The sequence below is a fragment of the Amycolatopsis sp. MtRt-6 genome (assembly GCF_017308975.1).
GTDB lineage: Bacteria > Actinomycetota > Actinomycetes > Mycobacteriales > Pseudonocardiaceae > Amycolatopsis.
In genome coordinates, this window is sequence record NZ_JADWPD010000001.1 from 429,821 (window position 1) to 447,465 (window position 17,645).

Genomic DNA, 17,645 nt, shown 5'->3' on the forward strand with positions numbered 1-17,645 from the left:
TGGACGTCACATGGGCGACTCGTTCGGCTCGGCCTGGTGGCGCGGCTACGCCGCTCAGCTGCGGGCGATCGCCGACGCGCGCCGCCCCGACCGGCTCGCGATCATGCCGCTCGACGAAACCCTCAAGGCGCTCGGCAAGCAGACCGAACTCGACGAAGGCGTCTACGACGTGCCTCTCGAGGGCGTCGTCGGCACGGTCGCCCGCGCCGGGGACTTCGACCGCGAGTTCCGGCCGCGCAACCGGGCGCTGCGCGACCGCTGGGAGCACCTGACGCGGACGGCGGCGGACCTCCCGCCGGTGCGGCTCGTGCGGCTCTCCGACATGTTCTTCGTCGAGGACGGCCACCACCGCGTCGGCATCGCGCGCGCCCGCGGCGCCCGGACGATTCGCGCGCGCGTCCGCTGGATCAGCACGGTCGCCTGCGCGCTGCGCTGCCTGACGCTCGCCGACCTGCCGTCGAAGACCGCCGAGCGGATGTTCCTGGAACGCGTGCCGCTGCCGGACGACGTCCGCCTCGGGCTGTGGCTCGACGACCCGGCCGACTGGTTCCGGCTCGCCGACTCGGCCGAGGCCTGGGGTTTCCGCCGTATGCTGGCCGGACGGCCGGTGCACAGCCGTGACGAGCTGGCCGAAGCCTGGTGGCACGAGGAGGTCCGGCCGGTGCTCGAACAGGTAAGGCAACGCGGTTTGTGCCCGCCACCACGAGATATCCAGGCCTATCTGAGCTATGGTCTAGACCATGTCTGAGTTGGATGCCGCCTCTGCCGAGCAGCGCACGCCGGCGGCGCTGTCCGGGGTCGCCGTCAGCCCCGGCCGCGCGAGTGGTCCCGTCGTCCGCGTCGCCGAGCCGCTGGGCGAGCCCGCCGCCACCCCGGCCCCGGCCGATCCGGCCGCCGAAGCCGCCCGGATCGCCCCCGCGGCCGCGATCGTCGCCGGCCGGCTGGAGAAACAGGCCGAGACAGCGAGCGGCGAAGCGGCGACGATCCTGATCACGACCGCCGCGATGGCCGCCGACCCGGCGCTGGCGTCCCAGGCCGAAACGCTGGTCAAGACGCAGGGGCTGCCCGCCGCGCGAGCCGTCTACCAGGCCGCCGAAGGCTTCGCCGAAGCGCTGGCCGCGGCCGGCGGGTACATGGCGGAGCGCGTCCGTGACGTCCGTGACGTGCGCGATCGGCTGATCGCCGAGCTGCTCGGCATCGCGCCGCCGGGGGTGCCCGAGCTGGCGTCGCCGAGCGTGCTGGTCGCCCGCGACCTCGCGCCGGCCGACACCGCCGGCCTCGACCCGGCGAAGGTCCTCGCTCTGGTCACCGAGGAGGGCGGCCCGACCAGCCACACCGCGATCCTCGCGCGGGCGCTCGGCATCCCGGCCGTCGTCGCGGTCCGCGGGCTGCTGGCACTGGACGCGCAAGCGCTTGCGGTGGACGGCGACACGGGCACGGTCGAGGTCGCGGACCCGTCCGCGCCGGTCGTCACGGCCACAGTGGCCCAGCTCGCCGAGTGGAACGGCACGGGCGCAACGGCCGACGGCCACCGCGTGAAGGTCTACGGCAACGTCGGCTCCCCGGCCGACGCCCAGGCCGCGGCCGACGCGGGCGCCGAGGGAGTCGGCCTGTTCCGCACCGAGTTCTGCTACCTCGACGCCGCGGACGAGCCGTCGGTGGCCGACCAGCGCGCGGCGTACACGGCGGTGCTGGCGCCGTTCCGCGGCAAGCCGGTGATCGTCCGGACGCTCGACGCGGGCGCCGACAAGCCGCTGGCCTTCCTGTCCCCCGAAGCCGAGCCGAACCCGGCGCTCGGCGTGCGCGGGCTGCGCGTGGCGTTCGACCGCCCGGAGGTCCTGGACCGCCAGCTCGAAGCCATCGCGGGCGCGGCCGGGGACTCGGGCGCCGAGGTCTCGGTGATGGCCCCGATGGTCGCGACGGTCGAGGAAGCGGCCTGGTTCGCTTCGCGGGTACGCGCGGCAGGCATCGCCCGGGCGGGCGTGATGATCGAGATCCCGGCGGCGGCGCTGAGCGCCCGGGAGATCCTCGAAGTCGTCGACTTCGTCTCGGTCGGCACGAACGACCTGGCCCAGTACACGTTCGCGGCGGACCGCCAGCTGGGCGCGGTCGCCAAGCTCAACGACCCCTGGCAGCCGGGACTGTTGCGCCTCCTGAAGCTGATCGGCGACGCGGCCAAAGCAACAGGCAAACCGGCGGGCGTCTGCGGCGAAGCGGCGGCGGACCCGCGCTTGGCCCTGGTCCTGACGGGCTTGGGCCTGACGAGCCTGTCGATGAACGCCCCGGCCATCCGCACGGTCGGAGCCGGCCTGGCAGCGGCAACGCTCGCGGAGTGCGAAGCCCTGGCGGAGGCAACGCTGGCCACCGCGGACCCGGCGGCAGCTCGCGCAGCAGCCCGCGGCTGACCGGCGCGGCCTCATCCGACGGGTTCCGCGCCCGGCCGGGCGCGGCTGGATCCAGGTGCCCCGGCGGGGCGGCCAGACCCGCTCGGGCCCCAGAACGGCTCAAACCAGCCCCCGACCCCGGGGGCGCCCCCCACTTTCAGTCTATCGGTCATCACCGACAGTGCCGGCTTGTGCGAACCTGAACCAGCGTGGTTGTCCACATTGATCGAGGGGTGTGGGCAACCCGCCCTTCACCGCGTGAAGCCCGAAAAAGATCCAGCATGGTTGTCGATCCCGCGTCCGGCCGCTCGACGAAGAGGTGAGAAGCGAAGCACCCGAGTCGAGAGGACCTCACCATGACCGCCACCATCGCCGAAGCCGCTCCGGCCGAAGCCGGCGCAGCCGTCCGGGCCGGGCGTCGGGAATGGATCGGGCTCGCCGTGCTGGCCCTGCCCGCCCTTCTTGTCTCGCTGGACGTCTTCGTCCTCGTGCTCGCCCTTCCGAAGCTCGCCACCAGCCTGCACGCCGATGGCACCGAACAGCTCTGGATCATGGACACCTACGGCTTCATGGTCGCCGGCTTCATGGTCACCATGGGGACGCTCGGTGATCGGATCGGGCGACGGAAACTGCTGCTCGTCGGGGCCGCCGCCTTCGGGGTCGCCTCCGTGGTCGCCGCCTTCTCCACCAGTGCCGGGATGCTCATCGTCGCGCGGGCCGCGCTCGGGATCGCGGGGGCGACGCTCGCTCCTTCCACGCTCTCGCTCATCGGCACCATGTTCGAAAACCCGCGGCAGCGGGCCGAAGCCATCGGGATCTGGGCCGGCTGCTTCACCGTCGGCGCCATCATCGGGCCGATGGTCGGCGGCTTCATGCTCGAACACTTCTGGTGGGGCTCGGTCTTCCTGCTCGGCGTCCCGGCCATGGTCCTGCTGCTCGTCATCGGCCCGAAGCTGCTGCCGGAATACCGCGACGAGACCGCCGGCCGCCTCGACCTGCCGAGTGTCGCCCTCTCGCTCGGCGCCATCCTGCCCGTCGTCTACGGCGTCAAGGAACTCGCCCGCGACGGCGTCCGGACCGTTCCGGTGCTCGCCCTCGGCATCGGCCTGGTCGTCGGGTACGTCTTCGTGAAGCGGCAGCGCACCCTCGACGACCCGCTCGTCGACTTCAGCCTCTTCGCCGCCAAGGCCTTCCGGACCACCCTCGGCGGGATGTTGCTGTTCAGCATGCTCGGCGGCACCACCATGCTGTTCGTCGCCCAGTTCTTCCAGCTCGCGCAGCACCTCTCGCCCGTCGGGGCCGCGCTCGGGCTGCTTCCCGGGATGGCCGCCTCGACCGTCAGCTTCCTCGCCGCTCCCCGGCTCGCCCGGCGGGTCAGGGCCGGCCGGCTGATCGCGAGCGGGGTCGCCCTCGCCGCGTCCGGGATGGTGATTCTCGCGCTCGTCGATCCCGCCGCCGGGCCCGTGTGGCCGTCGCTCGGGTTCGCCGTGACGTCGCTGGGGGTCGGGCCGATGGTCGCGCTGGGCACCGATCTCGTCGTCGGCTCGGTTCCGGTGCGCAAGGCGGGCGCCGCCGCTTCGCTGGCCCAGACCGTCAACGAGTTCGGCTACGCCTTCGGGCTCGCCACCGTCGGCACGCTCGGCAACGCCGTCACCCACTCCTACGGCCTGCCCACCGGGCTGCACGTCGTCGCCGGGCTCGCCGCCGTCGCGTTCGCCGCTCTCGTCTGGTTCGTGGCGCGGCACCTGCGGACTGCCTGACCACGGCGAAGGCCTCCCCACCGATGCCTGGGTGGGGAGGCCTTCTTGACGCCGGGGGCAGAGGGGCCCCGGCTAGCCGAAGAGCCCGCGCCGCGGGTGCCGGACGACCAGCGAGCCGCCGTGCACGCGGCCGGTGAGCACGTACCGCGGGGTGCCCATCCGCCCGTTGCTGCGCGTCTTGTCCTCCATCGAGCCGAACTTGACGTCGCTGATCGCGTTGAGGTCCACCGAGGCGTGCTCCGGGATGATGATCTCGACCGAGCCCCACTTGGCGTCCAGCTCGATGTGCACCACCGGCGACTGCACCTGGGCCTCGGTGAAGTCCAGCTTCGTCGAGCCGTACTTGTTGCGCACCACCAGCTCGGCCGGCACCACCCACGGCCCGCCGCGGACCAGCGACGAGTACTTCGCGTTCAGCTCGAACCGCTGCCCGGTCGAGTAGCCGGGGTAGCCCGCCGGCGACGCGTACGCCGGAGCCGCGGCCATGGCCGCCGCCGGGTGGTAGAGGCCGGCGAGGTCGGCCAGCACGGCGTTCAGCTCGCCGCGCGTCCTCGATGCCAGCGCGCGGTCGGTGCGCTCGGTGAACTCGTCGAGGTCGATCATGCCGCGGCCGATGGCCTTCTGCAGCACCCCGACGACGTGCTCGCGCTCGTCGTCCGACACCCGGAGATCGCGCTCGCTCAACGGCTTGGTTTCGGTCACCGGTTCCGCCGCCCCGCTCTCTTCCTCGCCCATGTCCTCGATGGTAGAACCGGATTTCACCAGGGAGATCGGGGGAAAACCCTGAACGGACCCGTAGTCGCCGCGGTCGCCGTCGCCGTCCTGCTGTCCGCGTGCACCGCCGAAACCCCGGCGCCGCCGCCGAGCACCACGACGACAACGCCGTCGCCTCCGCCACCCCCGCCGGAGGGGCTCACCGGCGTCCAGGCGACCGGCGGCATCGGCGTCACCGTGCTGCTGCCGACCGTCGGGCCCACCCTGTTCGACGCCGACCGCGGACCCGTCGCCACGCCGCCCGGCTACCCGGGCGGGGACGTCGCGCTGACCGTCGTCCGGGTCGGGCAGCAGGCCGTCTTCACGGTCTACCCGCCGTACACCCAGAACTCCGCGCCCTTCGAGGTCCTCGAGTACACCGGGCCGTCGAGCCCGCCACGGTCGCTCGGCCGGGCCTGGTCGGTCGCCCCGGACGCCGCCGGCGAGGGCGTGTGGCTGATCCGGCAGGACGGCCCGGACGACTGCCGCCTCCAGCACGTCTCGCTGGCGAAGGGCGAGCTCGGCCGCGGCCAGTCCGCCAGCTGCCGCACCCAGGTGCGGACCGAGACCACGCACGGCCTGCTGATCACCATCAACGGCGGCGCCGCCGAGTCGACCGACGTCCTGATCGAGCCGGTCACCGGCCGCACGGTCCGGCAGGCCCCGCGCATCCTCGGCGTCGCCGGCGACTGGATGCTGCTCGACGGCCTGACCGACCTGACGCTCGTCGACCTGCGCGCCGGCACCAGCAAGAAACTGAACCGGCCGGCGATCGGCGCGGCACCCACCGTGGTGCCGTCACGCGACAGTGCCGTGTGGGCCGCCGACTTCGCCAACCCCGCCTACCGGAACACCAGCACGCAGGTCCGCGACCTCTGGCTGCTCCGCCCGGCCGGCCCGACCTGGGAACACGTCCCCGGCATGCCGTTCGCCACCGAGCACCTCAAGCGTGGTGGCGGCTTCGACTGGTCGGCCGCCGGTGACCTCGTGCTCGCCGACGGCGTCCTCGCCGCCTGGCACCCCGGCGAACCGCGGTGGCGGCTGGGCCAGGCCGCGCTGCCCAAGGGCAACTGGTCGGGCTTCACCGTCCTGTTCTGACGCTCACTCCTCGTCGAGGCCGTGCTCGATCGCGTACCGGGCCAGCTCGACGCGGTTGTGCAGCTGCAGCTTCCGCAGCGTCGACTGCACGTGGTTCTCCACCGTGCGGTGCGACAGCACGAGCCGCTCGGCGATCTGCCGGGCGGTCAGCCCCTTCGCGACCAGGCGCAGGACGTCGGTTTCGCGCTCGGTCAGCCGCGGTGGCTCGGCACCTTCCGCCGGCGCGTCGGCCATCCGCCGGTACTCGCCGAGCACCAGCCCGGCCAGGCCCGCGGTGAACACCGGGTCGCCGGCGGCGGTGCGGCGGACGGCGTCGACCAGCTCCACCGCGGACGCCGACTTCACCAGGTAGCCGGACGCGCCGGCCTTCACCGCCTCCAGGACGTCCTTGTGCTCGCCGCTCGCCGAAAGCACCAGCACCTTCGTCGACGGCAGCGCCGCGGTGATCTCGCGGGTGGCGTCCACCCCCGACGTGGTGCCCAGGTTCAGGTCCATCAGCACGACGTCCGGCTGCACGGTCTTCGCGATCCGCAGCGCCGCGTCGGCGTCCGGCGCGGTCGCCCGCACGTCGAAGCCGTGTTCGGTCAGGTCACGGGCCACCCCGTCGCGCCACATCGGGTGGTCGTCGACCACCATCACGGATATCCGCGGCTCGTCACTCATCTCGCACCCCTCGTGCTCGGCACCCTGACCTCCCACTCCGTGCCCCGGCCGGGCCCGGTGTCGAGGGTCGCGCTCCCCCCGAGATCGCGGACCCGCCCCCGGATGGATTCCACCACGCCGAGGTGCCCGTCCGCGGCCGCTTGCTCGAGAACGCCGTCCGGTATGCCCGGTCCGTCGTCGCGGATGCTCACCACGACCTCGTCGCCGAGGTCCTCCAGCAGCACCCACGCGTGCGCGTCCGGGCCCGCGTGCTTCTCGACGTTGGACAGGGCCTCGCGGGTCACGGCGACCAGTTCGCCGGTGACGTGCGCCGGCAGCTCGACGTCGTCCGCCGGCGCCGAGACCTGCACCGACGACGTCGCGAGCAGCTGCAACGCGGCCCGCAGGCTCGTCCGGCCGCTTTCGTTCGGCTTCACCGGCTCGGTCGTCACCAGCGACCGCAGCGCGATCTCCTGCTCACCGGCCAGCCGGGCCAGCTCCGCCGCCTCGCCGCCGACCTCGTTGCCGCGCTTGCGGACCCGCGCGAGGACCTGCAGCACGCTGTCGTGGATCGACCGGGCCAGCCGCTCGCGCTCGGCCGTCGCGGCTTCCTTCCGCAGCGCCTGCTCCAGCCGCGCCGCCGACCGGCGGGCCATCGTCGAAGCCATGCCGACCAGCAGCCCGGCGGCGGCGAGCAGGACGCCGTCGCGGGCGACGTCGAGGTCGAACTTCTCCCGCGCCAGCGCGGTCGCCACGCCGACGACCAGCCCGGCGAGCACCCCACCGGACGCGCCGAACCGCGCGCCCGCGGCGACCGGCGGCACGGCCGCCCACACCGTGGTGATGAGCGGGACGTTGAGCGCGAACTGCGCGTCGCTGAGCACCCACGGCGAGGTCAGCAGCAACCCGGTGGTCAGCACGAGGTCGAAGACCACCAGCGCCGGCGGCCGCGTGCGCTCGCGCAGGTAGAGGAAGCTGCTCACGACCGACCAGACGGCCATCACGCCGAGGATGGTCCACGCCAGCCACTCGCGCCGGTACTCGCCGCTCTGGACGATGACCGTGCCGCAGGCGAACGCCCAGGTGAGGAACCGGAAGGCCAGCACGCCCCGCCACATCGGCGTGACGGGGTCGGGTGTCCGCCGGACGGTCACTGCTCGTCTTCGCCGCGCGTCGGCACTTCCGCCTTCGCGGATCCGGGTGTCGCGTCGTTCGGCTGGGCGGCCTGGTCCGCGAGGACGTTCACCTCGGCCGGATCCGGGTCGGTCTCGTGCAGCAGCGACCGGATGCCCGCGTTGAGCACCGCCAGGATCGGCACCGCCATCAGCGCGCCGGCGATCCCGCCGACGACGAGGCCGCCGGTGATGGCCAGGACGACGGCGAGGGGGTGCAGCTTCACCGCGCGGCCGAGCAGCAGCGGCTGCAGCACGTGGCTTTCCAGCTGCATCACGCCGATCACGATGGCCAGCACGATCAACGCGCCGATGAAGCCGTTGGTGACCAGGGCGATCAGCACCGCGACGCCACCGGTGATCACCGCCCCGATGATCGGGATGAACGCGCCGAGGAACACCAGCGTCGCCAGCGGGATCACCAGCGGCACGCCCATGATCCACAGCCCGATGCCGATGCCGACGGCGTCGACGACCGCCACGGCCGCCGTCGCCCGCACGTAGCTCACCAGCGACGCGAACCCGCGGCGCCCGGCGACGTCGACGCGGTTGCGCACGTGGGCGGGCACACCGCGGACCAGGAACGTCCAGATCCCGTCGCCGCCGCTGAGGAAGAAGATCGTGATGAACAGCGTGAGCAGGAAGCCGGTGACGATCTCGCCGACCGTGCCCGCCGTGGTCAGCGCGGTGTCGGTGAGCCAGGCCTGGTTGTTCTGCAGGAACCCGAAGACCTGGTTGATGAAGTCCTGGAGCTGCTCCTGGCGCAGGTGCGCCGGGCCGTTGATCAGCCAGTCCTTGATCTGGTTGAGGCTCTCGTTGAGCTGTTTCTGCAGCTGCGGCAGGCCGCTGGAGAACTGCGTGACGACGAACGTGAGCAACCCGGCCAGCACGGCCAGCCCGGCGATCAGCACGATCGCCGTCGCCAGCCCGCGCGGGAAGCGGACCGCCACCAGCTTCTGGACCGCCGGGGCGAGCAGGGCCGAAACCAGCAGGGCGATGCCCAGCGGGATGACGACGACCGCCAGATAGCCGATCGCCCAGACCACCGCGTAGAGCGCCGCGGCCACTACGATCAAACGCCACGCGAGTGCGGCACTTATGCGTAGGCCCCGGGGGATAAGCCCGGTGACGTCCTCGTGCTCCGGCAGAAACGGGTCTTCACGTCGCGCGTGGGTCACCGGCTCACCGTAGCGGTTGCTCCGCCCGATTCCGCCGCTTTCCCACGGCCGCGTCCGACACGCGTGCGGGCCAGGGATGATCACCGACCGTCAAATCGGACTACACCGTGTGTCTTTCACACGATGGGGGCATCAAGTCGTGTCAAGGGTGCGCGGCGCCGCGCCGGTTTGGTTAGGTCGCTTCCGCAACAGCCGGATCACGGACCGAGGCTGTGACAACCGGACCTTCGGCCCGGGCCGGGGGCTCCGCCACCCGGACCCCCGAAAGACTCACGAGGAGACGACGAGTGGCGACCACGGCGACGAACGAGGGGCAGGGCGCGAACCGCGTCGGCCGTCTCGTGTCGCGTGCGCTGCTCGTGCTCGGTGGCGCGGTGGCGGGTACCGCCGCCGCGTGGCTCGTCTCCGGCGCGACCGCCTCCGCGGACACCGTCGAGGTCGGCACCGCCTCCGTCGCCCCGGTCACCGACGCCACGGCGGGCGGGATCGGCGACGTCGACCACGGTGTCGGCCAGTTCGCCGGCGACGTCGCCCGCGCGGCCTGCCACCAGGACGCGACGACGTGGAGCGAGCCGCAGGCCGCGCGCCCGTGCGGCCGCGCCGCCGGGCACGAGGTCGCCGAGCGCGTCGGCGACTCGGTGACCGGCCTCGCCGACGACGCGGTGCTGAGCCCGGCCGAGCGCACCGCCGGTGCGCTCGAGCACATCGTGCGCAAGCCGGAGGACACCCGCCAGGTCATCGAGGAGACCATCGCCCCCGCGCCGGCCACGGACTTCGGCCGCCAGGTGTGGCACCTGCTCGACCCGGCCGGGCACGGCGACCTGGTCCCGCTCCCCACGTTCCCGGGCCTCGTCCCGGGCGGGCCGGCGCCGGTGACCTCCGATGCCGGCCAGGCGGCGGTCACTCCCGCCGTCTCGACCGTCGAACTTCCCGCCGCGTTGCGAGCCGCGCTCGCGTCGCGGACGGGTGCGGCGTACGACGACGTCACCGGTGCCGCGGGCCAGTCCCGCGACGGGCACCGTGATCTGCCGTCGCCGCTGACTCCGGCGCAGCTTCCGGCCGCGCCGGCCGTCCCCACCGCCCCGGGTGGCACCACTGCCCCCGGTGGACACCTCGACGGCTTCAACTTCGGCGTCCCCTTCTGGACGACCGAAGCCGTCGACTCCGCCGTCGCGGCGATGAGCCGCGCCGGCCTGCGCCACTCGCTGCGCACCCCGGGCGAACAGCCCGGCGTCACTCCTGACTGAACACCTCCCCCCACGGGTCGCTGACGCGCCCGGACCCGTCGTCGACTGACGGTTTCCTGCGTCCGCGCAATACCCGTGACACGGCGGTGCGCGCTTTTCAAAAAACACTGTGTCGCGCCCGCACGAAGTTTCACCTCCCCCTCGGTGCGCTCGGCGCACCCTCATGAACCCGCAAGGGAACCCGAAATAAAGGAGAAAAACCCCATGCAGACGTGGGCAAAGCGCGGACTCCAGACCGCATTTGTCACGGGTGGGTTGCTGATGCTGGGCACCGGCATCGCCTCGGCTGACGAGAACGTCAACCCCGACACCCCTGCCTCACCGCTCGACCTCAACGTCACGGTTCCGATCCAGGAAGCCAACAACGCGGTCGGCACCCCCTTCGGCCAGCTGGACCTGCCCGCCGGGCAGACGGAGCTGAGCACCAAGCCGGTCACCGGCGCGGCGAACGACGCTGCCAAGCAGCTCGACGACGCGAGCCCGATCAGCGAGAGCACCCTCGGCGGCACCGTCGGCCGGGCCGGCGGCGGGGGCGGTTTCACCCCGAGCCACAACAACCTCAAGGGCAACAAGGTCACGGGCGACGTCGTCGTCCCGATCCAGATCGTCGACAACGCGATCGGTGTCCTCGGTGACGCGACCGTCGCCGGCGGCAACCACTCGCAGACCTGGTCGCACGATCAGGACGTCAACACCACCGGCGAAGGCTCCAGTCTCGCGGGCAACGCCGTCGTCCTCGACTGGGCGCTCCCCGTCCAGATCGCCGGCAACGGCGGCGGTGTCGCCGGCGGCACCGGCCGCGTGACCGGCGGGTCGGCCAGCCAGAGCACCACCGAGACCGGGGACGTCGCCACCAACGGCGACGGGTCCGCGCTCTCCGGCAACGTGGTGGCCGGCCAGTTCGCCACCCCGGTGCAGGTGACCGGCAACGCCGCCTCGTACCTGCTCGGCAACGGGCAGAGCCACGGCTACTCCGCCGACACCGTCGCCACCTCCGGCGGCTGGCTGCAGAGCTCCGGCGACCAGGCCTCCGGGTCGGGCAACGTGGTCGGCGCGCCGATCGCCCTGCCGGTCAAGTTCAACTGCAACTCCGGTGCGGTGTGGGGCTCGCTGTCGAACTCCGACGGCTGCAACACCTCCGCCGACGCCACGGCCGGGGACACCCGCAAGGGCAGCCTCGGCATCCCGACCTACCTCGAGACCAGCGGCGACAACTCGTTCCTGTCCGGCAACGGCGGGGCGGCCTCGCTCTCCCCGATCGCGAACGTCGCGGGTGTCGCGGGCTCGTGGATCGGCAACGCGTCCTCGGGCATCCCCTGCGCCGGCAGTTCCTCCAGCACTGTCGACTCGGGTGGCTTCGTCCAGACCTCCGGTGACGACTCGAGCGGGTCGGGCAACGTCCTCAACCCGTCGCTCGCGCTGCCGGTCGAGGCCTTCGGCATCGGTGGCACGTACATCGGCCAGGCGAACGCCGAGCACGACAACACGACCGACGCCAACGCCGGCAACGGCAGCTACACCAAGGGCAACGGCGCCTTCCTCGGCGGCAACGTCGTCAACACCCAGGCCGCGGGCGCGCCCGAGGTCTTCGGCATCGGTGGCAGCCACATCGGCAACGCGACCGGCACGGCGACCGAGGACAAGACGGTCACCGCCGGCGGGTACGACGGCACGCAGGGCAACAACTCGTCCGGCTCGGGCAACCTCGTCCAGGTGCCGGTGGGCCTGCCCGCCGAGGTCTTCGGCATCGGTGGCTCGTTCATCGGCCAGGGCTCCGGCGCGGCCGACGAGACCAAGGTCGTCTCCGGTGGCGGCGGTGGCAGCACCGTGGACGACGGCGGCTTCCTGAGCTCGAACCTGGGCACCGCCCCGGTGTCGACCCCGGTGCAGGTCGCCAACATCGGTGGCGCCTTCATCGGCCAGGGCCACGGCAAGGGCTCGACCGACACGACGTCCAACGCGGGCGGCGACGTCAAGGCCCACGGCCCGGCGGGTGCCGGCGCGGGCAACATCATCGAGGCCCCTGTCGCGCTGCCCGTGCAGGCGATGGGCGTCGGTGGCGCCCTCGGCGGCATCGGCACCGGTGAGAACGACAACATCACCGACGCGACGGCCGGCGGCGACGCCGTCACCGACGGCCAGGACGGTGCGCTGACCGGCAACATCGTGAAGGCCCCGATCGCCGGCGCCGGCACGGTCTTCGGCGACGGGATCGCCGCGGCGGCGCTGGGCACCGGCAAGGGCACCAACGACGTCGAGTCGGAGGCGGGCGGCGACGCCACCACCAGTGGCGACCGCGGCAGCGTGGCCGGCAACATCATCGGCGTTGACCCGCTGGCGGTGGCGCAGGTCTTCGGTGACGCCGCCAGCGTGGCGGGTGTCGCCAAGGGCGCCGGCGTCAACATGACCGAGGTCGAGAACGCGGGCGACGACACCACCTCCGGTGTCGAAGGCGCGATCTCCGGCAACATCCTCGACCTGCCGGTGACCGCGATCGCGCAGCTGTTCGGCGACGCGGTGACCGTGGGCGGCGTTGCGCACGCCGTCGGCGAGAACACGCTGACCACGGAGAACGGTGGCAAGGCCACCACCGCGGGCGACCACGCCAGCCTGTCGGGCATCAACGCCTACCACGCGTTCGCGCTCCCGGTGCAGATCTTCGGCGTGCCCCTCGAACTGCTCGGGGTCGCCACCGCCCACGCGACGGACGCGACGAGCATCGACGAGGACGTCGACCCGATCGCGTTCCCGGCCGAGGGTTCGGAGCTGGCGGCCGGCGAGCTGCCGTCGCTGGCCGCGCTCCGCAGCGGCCTGCCCACCGCGGGCGGCATGCCGTCGGTGGATGGGCTGAACCGCGAGCTGCCGGTCGCCGCCCTGCTCGGCGGGCTGCCCTCGTTCGACGGGCTGACCGGTGCGCTGCAGGCCAGCAACCTGGGCCCGCAGGGCGTGCCCGCGCTGGCCGGTCTCGCGAGCAACGTGCCGGCCGCCGGGCTGCCCACCCAGGGCCTGCCCGCGCTGCCGGTCGCGGCTCCGCTCGGCGAGCGTGCCGACGTGCCGCAGGTGAGCAGCCCGCTGTCGGGTGTCTCGCAGCTCCCGCAGCTGCCCGCCCCGGCGCTGCCGAAGCCGGCCCTGCCCACCACCGCGGGACTGCCCGGGGTGAACGGGCTGTCGTCGCTGGGCTCCCTCGGGGGTCACGGCACCGAGCGTGCGGACGTGCCGGCCGCCGGCCTGCCCGTCGCCGTGCCGGCGCTGCCGGCCCTCGCCGGCGCTCCGGCCCTGCCGAAGCCGGCCCTGCCGACGCTGCCCTCCACCTCGGCGCTGCCCGCGGTGACCGGGCTGTCGGCGGTGGGTGGCGCGCTGCCGAAGCACACCGAGCGTGCGGACGTGCCGGCCACCGGCCTGCCGATCGCGGCTCCGGCGCTCCCGGTCGCGGCCCCGGCTCTGCCGGTCGCGGCTCCCGCGCTGCCGATCGAGGCCCCGGCCGCCCTGCCGACCACGCTGCCGGTCGCGCAGAACGTGCCGGTGAACGCCAAGCTGCCGGTGCTCGACAGCACCCCGCAGGTGCCGGCGATGTCGGGCCTGGACTCCACCGGCTTCCTCGCGAAGCTGATGGGCCTGGTCAAGCGCAAGTAGTGCGCTGAAGCCGGGCGGGCTCGGCCAGAGCCCGCCCGGCCCCCGATCCTGCTGCCGCGGACAGGCGCTCCACCGCGCCGCGAGGGCTGACCTCGCACGGAGCGTCCCGGCCCCGCGTCAGCGGAACCGAAAAGCTCTCCTTCCCTGGAGACGATGAGCCCCAGGAGCCACTTCGGCTCCTGGGGCTCGCTCGCGTCTTGAGGGAAGTTCAGGAGAACTGGAGGGACCGCTTCGCCAGGCCGTACCAGAAGCCGTCGATCACCGTGCGGCCGGAGCCCTCGTCCGAGGTGGCGCCGAGGGAGACGAACAGCGGCGCGAAGTGCTCGATCCGCGGGTGCGCGAGCGCCGCCGCCGGGGCCTTGTGCCGGAAGTCGAGCAGCGTGTCGACGTCGCCGCTGCGCAGGACCTCGTCGCCCCAGTGGTCGAATTCGGCCGACCACGCCGCCGGTGTCCCGTCGGCGGCGCGAGCCATGCCGCTCAGGTTGTGGGTGAAGAAGCCGCTGCCGATGATCAGCACGCCTTCGTCGCGCAGGGGCGCGAGCTTGCGGCCGACGTCGAACAGCTCCCGCGGGTCGAGGGACGGCATCGAGACCTGCAGCACCGGGATGTCGGCGTCCGGGTACATCTCGACCAGCGGCACGTAGGCGCCGTGGTCGAGGCCGCGCTCCGGGGCGTCGTGCACCGGCGTCTCCGTCGAGTGGAGCAGCTTCCGGACCTTCGCCGCCAGCTCCGGCGCGCCGGGAGCCGCGTACCGCACCTGGTAGTAGCGCTCGGGGAAGCCCCAGAAGTCGTACACGAGCGGCACGGTCGTCGTCGCCCCGATGGTCAGCGGCGCTTCCTCCCAGTGGGCCGAAACGATCAGGATCGCGCGGGGCTTCGGCAGGTCGGCCGACCACTCGGCGAGCTGGCGGGTCCACGTCGTGTCGTCGGCGAGCGGCGGGGCGCCGTGGCTGAGGTAGAGAACCGGGGTGCGGGTCATCGAACGCTCCAGTACTTGAAAGTTCAACTACTAGAGTAGCTGACGCCGGCGCGCCCCGGGATATTCCTCAGGCGGCTTCGAGGTTCGCGGCACACCGTTCCAGTGTCCGCAGTGTGGTGCGGTAGTCGTCGTCGCCGATGCCCTCCATGCTTCTCGCGCGGAGCTCCTTGATGCGCTCTTCGACGCGGGCGTGGGCTTCGCGGCCGTCGGCGGTCAAGGTGCCGTCCGCGGCGACCCAGCCGCGGGCACGCAGGTCGGCCACCTTCGGCGCCATCGAGCCCTCGCCGGCGACGAACGGCGCCATCGCCGTGTCGACCTGCTCCGGCGTGCGGGCGCCGAGAGCGATCGTGTTGAGTACCTGCCAGTGCCGGCGGGTCAGCGACTCCGCGTCGAGGGCCCGGGTCATGGAGGATTCGAGAAGCTCGTGGAGGTGGCGCAGCCACCAGCCGAGGGGTTTCATGAGGACTCCGATTGTCAATGAACAACTACATGTAAAATTACATGTAGTCCGGAGGTGGAGCAACCATGACGGACGCGGTGGCCGAGGTCGAGCGGGCCATGATCGCGATCCGCCGCAGCCAGCAGCGGCGAGCCCTCAGCCGGATCGGCAAAGCGAGAGGCCGCGGCGCGCACGACCCCGTGTTCGAGCTGCTCGACGTCGTCGAAGAGCTCGCCGAACGCGGCGAAGCCGGCACGGTGACGGCCTTGAGCGCGGCGATGGGCGTCGACCAGCCACGCGCCAGCCGGCTCGTGGCGCGCGCGGTCGAGCAGGGACTGCTCCGCCGCGAAGCCGATCAGCGCGACGGACGGCGCGCGGTGCTCGTGCCGACCCCGGCCGGCCAGGCGCACCTCGACGAGATGCACGCCTTCCGGCGCGGGGTGTTCGCCGAGGTCATGGCGGACTGGCCGGAGGAGGACCGCGAAAACTTCGGCAGGCTCCTCACGGCGTTCGTCCGCGGGTACAGCGCTCTCGGCTAGTCGTGCGAGAGGTCGACGAAGCGGCTGTAGTGCAGTTGGTGCGCGACGGTGATCGTCGCCGTCGGGCCGGCGCGGTGCTTCGCGATGATCAGGTCCGCCTCGCCCGCGCGCGGGTCGTCCCGCTCCCAGGCGTCCGGGCGGTTGACCAGGATGACGAGGTCGGCGTCCTGCTCCAGTGAGCCGGACTCACGCAGGTCGGACAGCATCGGGCGCTTGTCCGTGCGCTGTTCCGGGCCACGGTTCAGCTGGCTGATCGCGATCACCGGGACCTCGATCTCCTTCGCCAGCAGCTTCATCTGCCGCGAGAACTCCGAGACTTCCTGCTGCCGCGACTCGACGCGCTTGCCCGACGTCATCAGCTGGAGGTAGTCGAGGACGACGAGCTTGAGGTCGTGCCGCTGCTTCAGCCGCCGGGCCTTCGCGCGGATCTCCATCATCGTCATGTTCGGCGAGTCGTCGACGAACAGCGGCGCCTCGGACACCTCGCTCATCCGGCGGGCCAGGCGCGTCCAGTCGTCGTCCGACATCTTGCCGCCGCGCATGTCGGCGAGGCGGATCTTGGCCTCGGCCGACAGCATGCGCATGACGATCTCGGTGCGGCTCATTTCCAGCGAGAAGATGACGCTGGTCATGCCGTGCCGGATCGACGCCGAACGCGCGAAGTCCAGGCCCAGTGTCGACTTGCCGACACCGGGGCGGGCGGCGACGATGATCATCTGGCCGGGGTGCAGGCCATTGGTCAGCTCGTCGAAGTCGGCGAACCCGGTCGGGATGCCCTGGGACTGGCCGCCGCGCGACGCGATCGCGTCGATCTCGTCCATCGTCGGCTGCAGCAGCTCTTCCAGCGCGACGTAGTCCTCGCTGGTCCGCCGCTCGGTGACGTCGTAGATCGCGGCCTGCGCGCGGTCGACGACCTCGTCGATGTTCGCGCCGTCACCCGCCGCCGCGCCGTAGCCGTACTGCACGATCCGGGTGCCCGCCTCGACCAGCCGGCGCAGCACCGCCTTCTCCGAGACGATTTCCGCGTAGTAGCCCGCGTTCGCCGCCGTCGGCACCGTCGCGATCAGCGTGTGCAGGTACGGTGCGCCGCCGACGCGGCCCAGCTCCCCGCGCCGCTCCAGCTCGGCCGACACCGTGATCGGGTCGGCCGGCTCGCCGCGGCCGTAGAGGTCGAGGATGCAGTCGTAGATCGCCTGGTGCGCCGGCTTGTAGAAGTCGTCGGGGCCGAGCGCCTCGATGACGTCGGCGACGGCGTCCTTGGACAGCAGCATGCCGCCGAGCACGGACTGCTCGGCCGCGATGTCCTGCGGCGGCTGGCGGTCGAAGCCCCCACCGCCACCGGGACCGGGGTCGCTCGGACCCGGGTCTTCCTCCGCATACATCGGACTGCGGTCGTCGGTCAGCGCCACCGCCCCGGACACCTCCTCATCGTGTCGAACACCCGTTCGATTATGCCGGATCTTCGCTCTCGAAGCACGTGGCCGGCGCTCGCGCTCCCGGCCACCGGACCTCGTCCCCCGATGATCGGCGACAACGCCGACCGGCTGCCGCAGACACGCGGAGCGCCACCGTGAGTACAGGCCCGAGCGGGCACGCTAGATCCCCCGGAAGGCCGATGGCAATTCAGGGTGGGGACCCTTCTGTGGACAACCTGGGGATGAATGGGGGTAACCAATCACAGGTGCGGCGAGAGCTGTGGACAAGTTGGGGACAAGCGTGATCGGCTTTGGTAAATGTGCAGCTCAGGGGCTGTGTACAAGGTGTGGAGAACTCGCGGAAAACTCGTCCGGCGTGTCGCGCGAAGTCCGTTCTTCGGCGTGT

Annotated in this window: 14 protein-coding genes; 7 read left to right on the forward strand and 7 right to left on the reverse strand. The window is 72.3% G+C overall.

From position 1 onward, the window contains the following. Nucleotides 1–10: 10 nt before the first annotated feature. The 3 genes from I4Q55_RS02170 (at nucleotide 11) to I4Q55_RS02180 (ending at nucleotide 4,144) form a co-directional block, all read left to right on the forward strand. Entirely contained in the window at nucleotides 11–748 is a 738-nt protein-coding gene (locus I4Q55_RS02170) for a hypothetical protein (protein WP_206784283.1), read from the forward strand. After that, complete coding sequence (ptsP, locus tag I4Q55_RS02175) at nucleotides 741–2,405, forward strand: phosphoenolpyruvate--protein phosphotransferase (protein ID WP_206784284.1); 1,665 nt, start codon at nucleotides 741–743, stop codon at nucleotides 2,403–2,405. Before I4Q55_RS02170 ends, ptsP begins: the two co-directional genes overlap by 8 nt. Nucleotides 2,406–2,740: 335 nt before the next feature. After that, nucleotides 2,741–4,144, forward strand: a complete 1,404-nt coding sequence (locus I4Q55_RS02180; RefSeq protein ID WP_206784285.1) for an MFS transporter — start codon at nucleotides 2,741–2,743, stop codon at nucleotides 4,142–4,144. 72 nt (nucleotides 4,145–4,216) lie between these two features. Here the strand turns inward: I4Q55_RS02180 and I4Q55_RS02185 are convergent, their stop codons facing one another. Beyond that, nucleotides 4,217–4,879: a DUF1707 domain-containing protein gene (locus I4Q55_RS02185; RefSeq protein ID WP_206784286.1), complete on the reverse strand. Its 663-nt coding sequence runs from the start codon at nucleotides 4,877–4,879 to the stop codon at nucleotides 4,217–4,219. A gap of 216 nt (nucleotides 4,880–5,095) precedes the next feature. Here I4Q55_RS02185 and I4Q55_RS02190 point away from each other — a divergent pair, with 216 nt between their 5' ends. Then, on the forward strand, nucleotides 5,096–5,995 hold the full coding sequence (locus tag I4Q55_RS02190; protein WP_307793095.1) for a hypothetical protein: 900 nt from the start codon (nucleotides 5,096–5,098) through the stop codon (nucleotides 5,993–5,995). A 3-nt stretch (nucleotides 5,996–5,998) separates the two neighbouring features. On the opposite strand, the gene I4Q55_RS02195 is transcribed toward I4Q55_RS02190, so the two are convergent. The 3 genes from I4Q55_RS02195 to I4Q55_RS02205 are packed head-to-tail and all read right to left on the reverse strand — an operon-like array spanning nucleotide 5,999 to nucleotide 8,987. Further along, nucleotides 5,999–6,658, reverse strand: coding sequence for a response regulator transcription factor (locus tag I4Q55_RS02195; protein WP_206784287.1), 660 nt, complete (start codon nucleotides 6,656–6,658; stop codon nucleotides 5,999–6,001). Then, nucleotides 6,655–7,791 carry a MacS family sensor histidine kinase gene (macS, locus tag I4Q55_RS02200; protein WP_206784288.1) on the reverse strand — a complete coding sequence of 379 codons (1,137 nt, stop codon included), beginning with the start codon at nucleotides 7,789–7,791 and terminating at the stop codon, nucleotides 6,655–6,657. Before macS ends, I4Q55_RS02195 begins: the two co-directional genes overlap by 4 nt. Continuing rightward, nucleotides 7,788–8,987 carry an AI-2E family transporter gene (locus I4Q55_RS02205; protein ID WP_206784289.1) on the reverse strand — a complete coding sequence of 400 codons (1,200 nt, stop codon included), beginning with the start codon at nucleotides 8,985–8,987 and terminating at the stop codon, nucleotides 7,788–7,790. Before I4Q55_RS02205 ends, macS begins: the two co-directional genes overlap by 4 nt. A 287-nt stretch (nucleotides 8,988–9,274) precedes the next feature. Here I4Q55_RS02205 and I4Q55_RS02210 point away from each other — a divergent pair, with 287 nt between their 5' ends. Continuing rightward, on the forward strand, nucleotides 9,275–10,234 hold the full coding sequence (locus I4Q55_RS02210; RefSeq protein ID WP_206784290.1) for a hypothetical protein: 960 nt from the start codon (nucleotides 9,275–9,277) through the stop codon (nucleotides 10,232–10,234). 204 nt (nucleotides 10,235–10,438) lie between these two features. Then, entirely contained in the window at nucleotides 10,439–13,867 is a 3,429-nt protein-coding gene (locus I4Q55_RS02215) for a PE-PGRS family protein (protein ID WP_242545117.1), read from the forward strand. 208 nt (nucleotides 13,868–14,075) lie between these two features. On the opposite strand, the gene I4Q55_RS02220 is transcribed toward I4Q55_RS02215, so the two are convergent. Further along, entirely contained in the window at nucleotides 14,076–14,846 is a 771-nt protein-coding gene (locus I4Q55_RS02220; RefSeq protein WP_206784291.1) for a dioxygenase, read from the reverse strand. Between the two features lie 67 nt (nucleotides 14,847–14,913). Then, nucleotides 14,914–15,306: a MarR family winged helix-turn-helix transcriptional regulator gene (locus I4Q55_RS02225; RefSeq protein ID WP_206784292.1), complete on the reverse strand. Its 393-nt coding sequence runs from the start codon at nucleotides 15,304–15,306 to the stop codon at nucleotides 14,914–14,916. 65 nt (nucleotides 15,307–15,371) lie between these two features. Here I4Q55_RS02225 and I4Q55_RS02230 point away from each other — a divergent pair, with 65 nt between their 5' ends. Further along, complete coding sequence (locus I4Q55_RS02230) at nucleotides 15,372–15,824, forward strand: MarR family winged helix-turn-helix transcriptional regulator (RefSeq protein ID WP_206784293.1); 453 nt, start codon at nucleotides 15,372–15,374, stop codon at nucleotides 15,822–15,824. Here I4Q55_RS02230 and dnaB read toward each other — a convergent pair. Beyond that, nucleotides 15,821–17,233: a replicative DNA helicase gene (dnaB, locus tag I4Q55_RS02235; protein ID WP_091305010.1), complete on the reverse strand. Its 1,413-nt coding sequence runs from the start codon at nucleotides 17,231–17,233 to the stop codon at nucleotides 15,821–15,823. The two genes, I4Q55_RS02230 and dnaB, sit on opposite strands and share 4 nt — an antisense overlap. Nucleotides 17,234–17,645: the final 412 nt, after the last annotated feature.

Coding starts and splice junctions, on each gene's coding strand:
- I4Q55_RS02215 (WP_242545117.1), top strand. CDS start 10,439: ATGCAGACGTGGGCAAAGCGCGGACTCCAGACCGCATTTGTCACGGGT.
- ptsP (WP_206784284.1), top strand. CDS start 741: ATGTCTGAGTTGGATGCCGCCTCTGCCGAGCAGCGCACGCCGGCGGCG.
- I4Q55_RS02220 (WP_206784291.1), bottom strand. CDS start 14,846: ATGACCCGCACCCCGGTTCTCTACCTCAGCCACGGCGCCCCGCCGCTC.
- I4Q55_RS02170 (WP_206784283.1), top strand. CDS start 11: ATGGGCGACTCGTTCGGCTCGGCCTGGTGGCGCGGCTACGCCGCTCAG.
- I4Q55_RS02225 (WP_206784292.1), bottom strand. CDS start 15,306: ATGAAACCCCTCGGCTGGTGGCTGCGCCACCTCCACGAGCTTCTCGAA.
- I4Q55_RS02195 (WP_206784287.1), bottom strand. CDS start 6,658: ATGAGTGACGAGCCGCGGATATCCGTGATGGTGGTCGACGACCACCCG.
- I4Q55_RS02230 (WP_206784293.1), top strand. CDS start 15,372: ATGACGGACGCGGTGGCCGAGGTCGAGCGGGCCATGATCGCGATCCGC.
- I4Q55_RS02185 (WP_206784286.1), bottom strand. CDS start 4,879: ATGGGCGAGGAAGAGAGCGGGGCGGCGGAACCGGTGACCGAAACCAAG.
- I4Q55_RS02180 (WP_206784285.1), top strand. CDS start 2,741: ATGACCGCCACCATCGCCGAAGCCGCTCCGGCCGAAGCCGGCGCAGCC.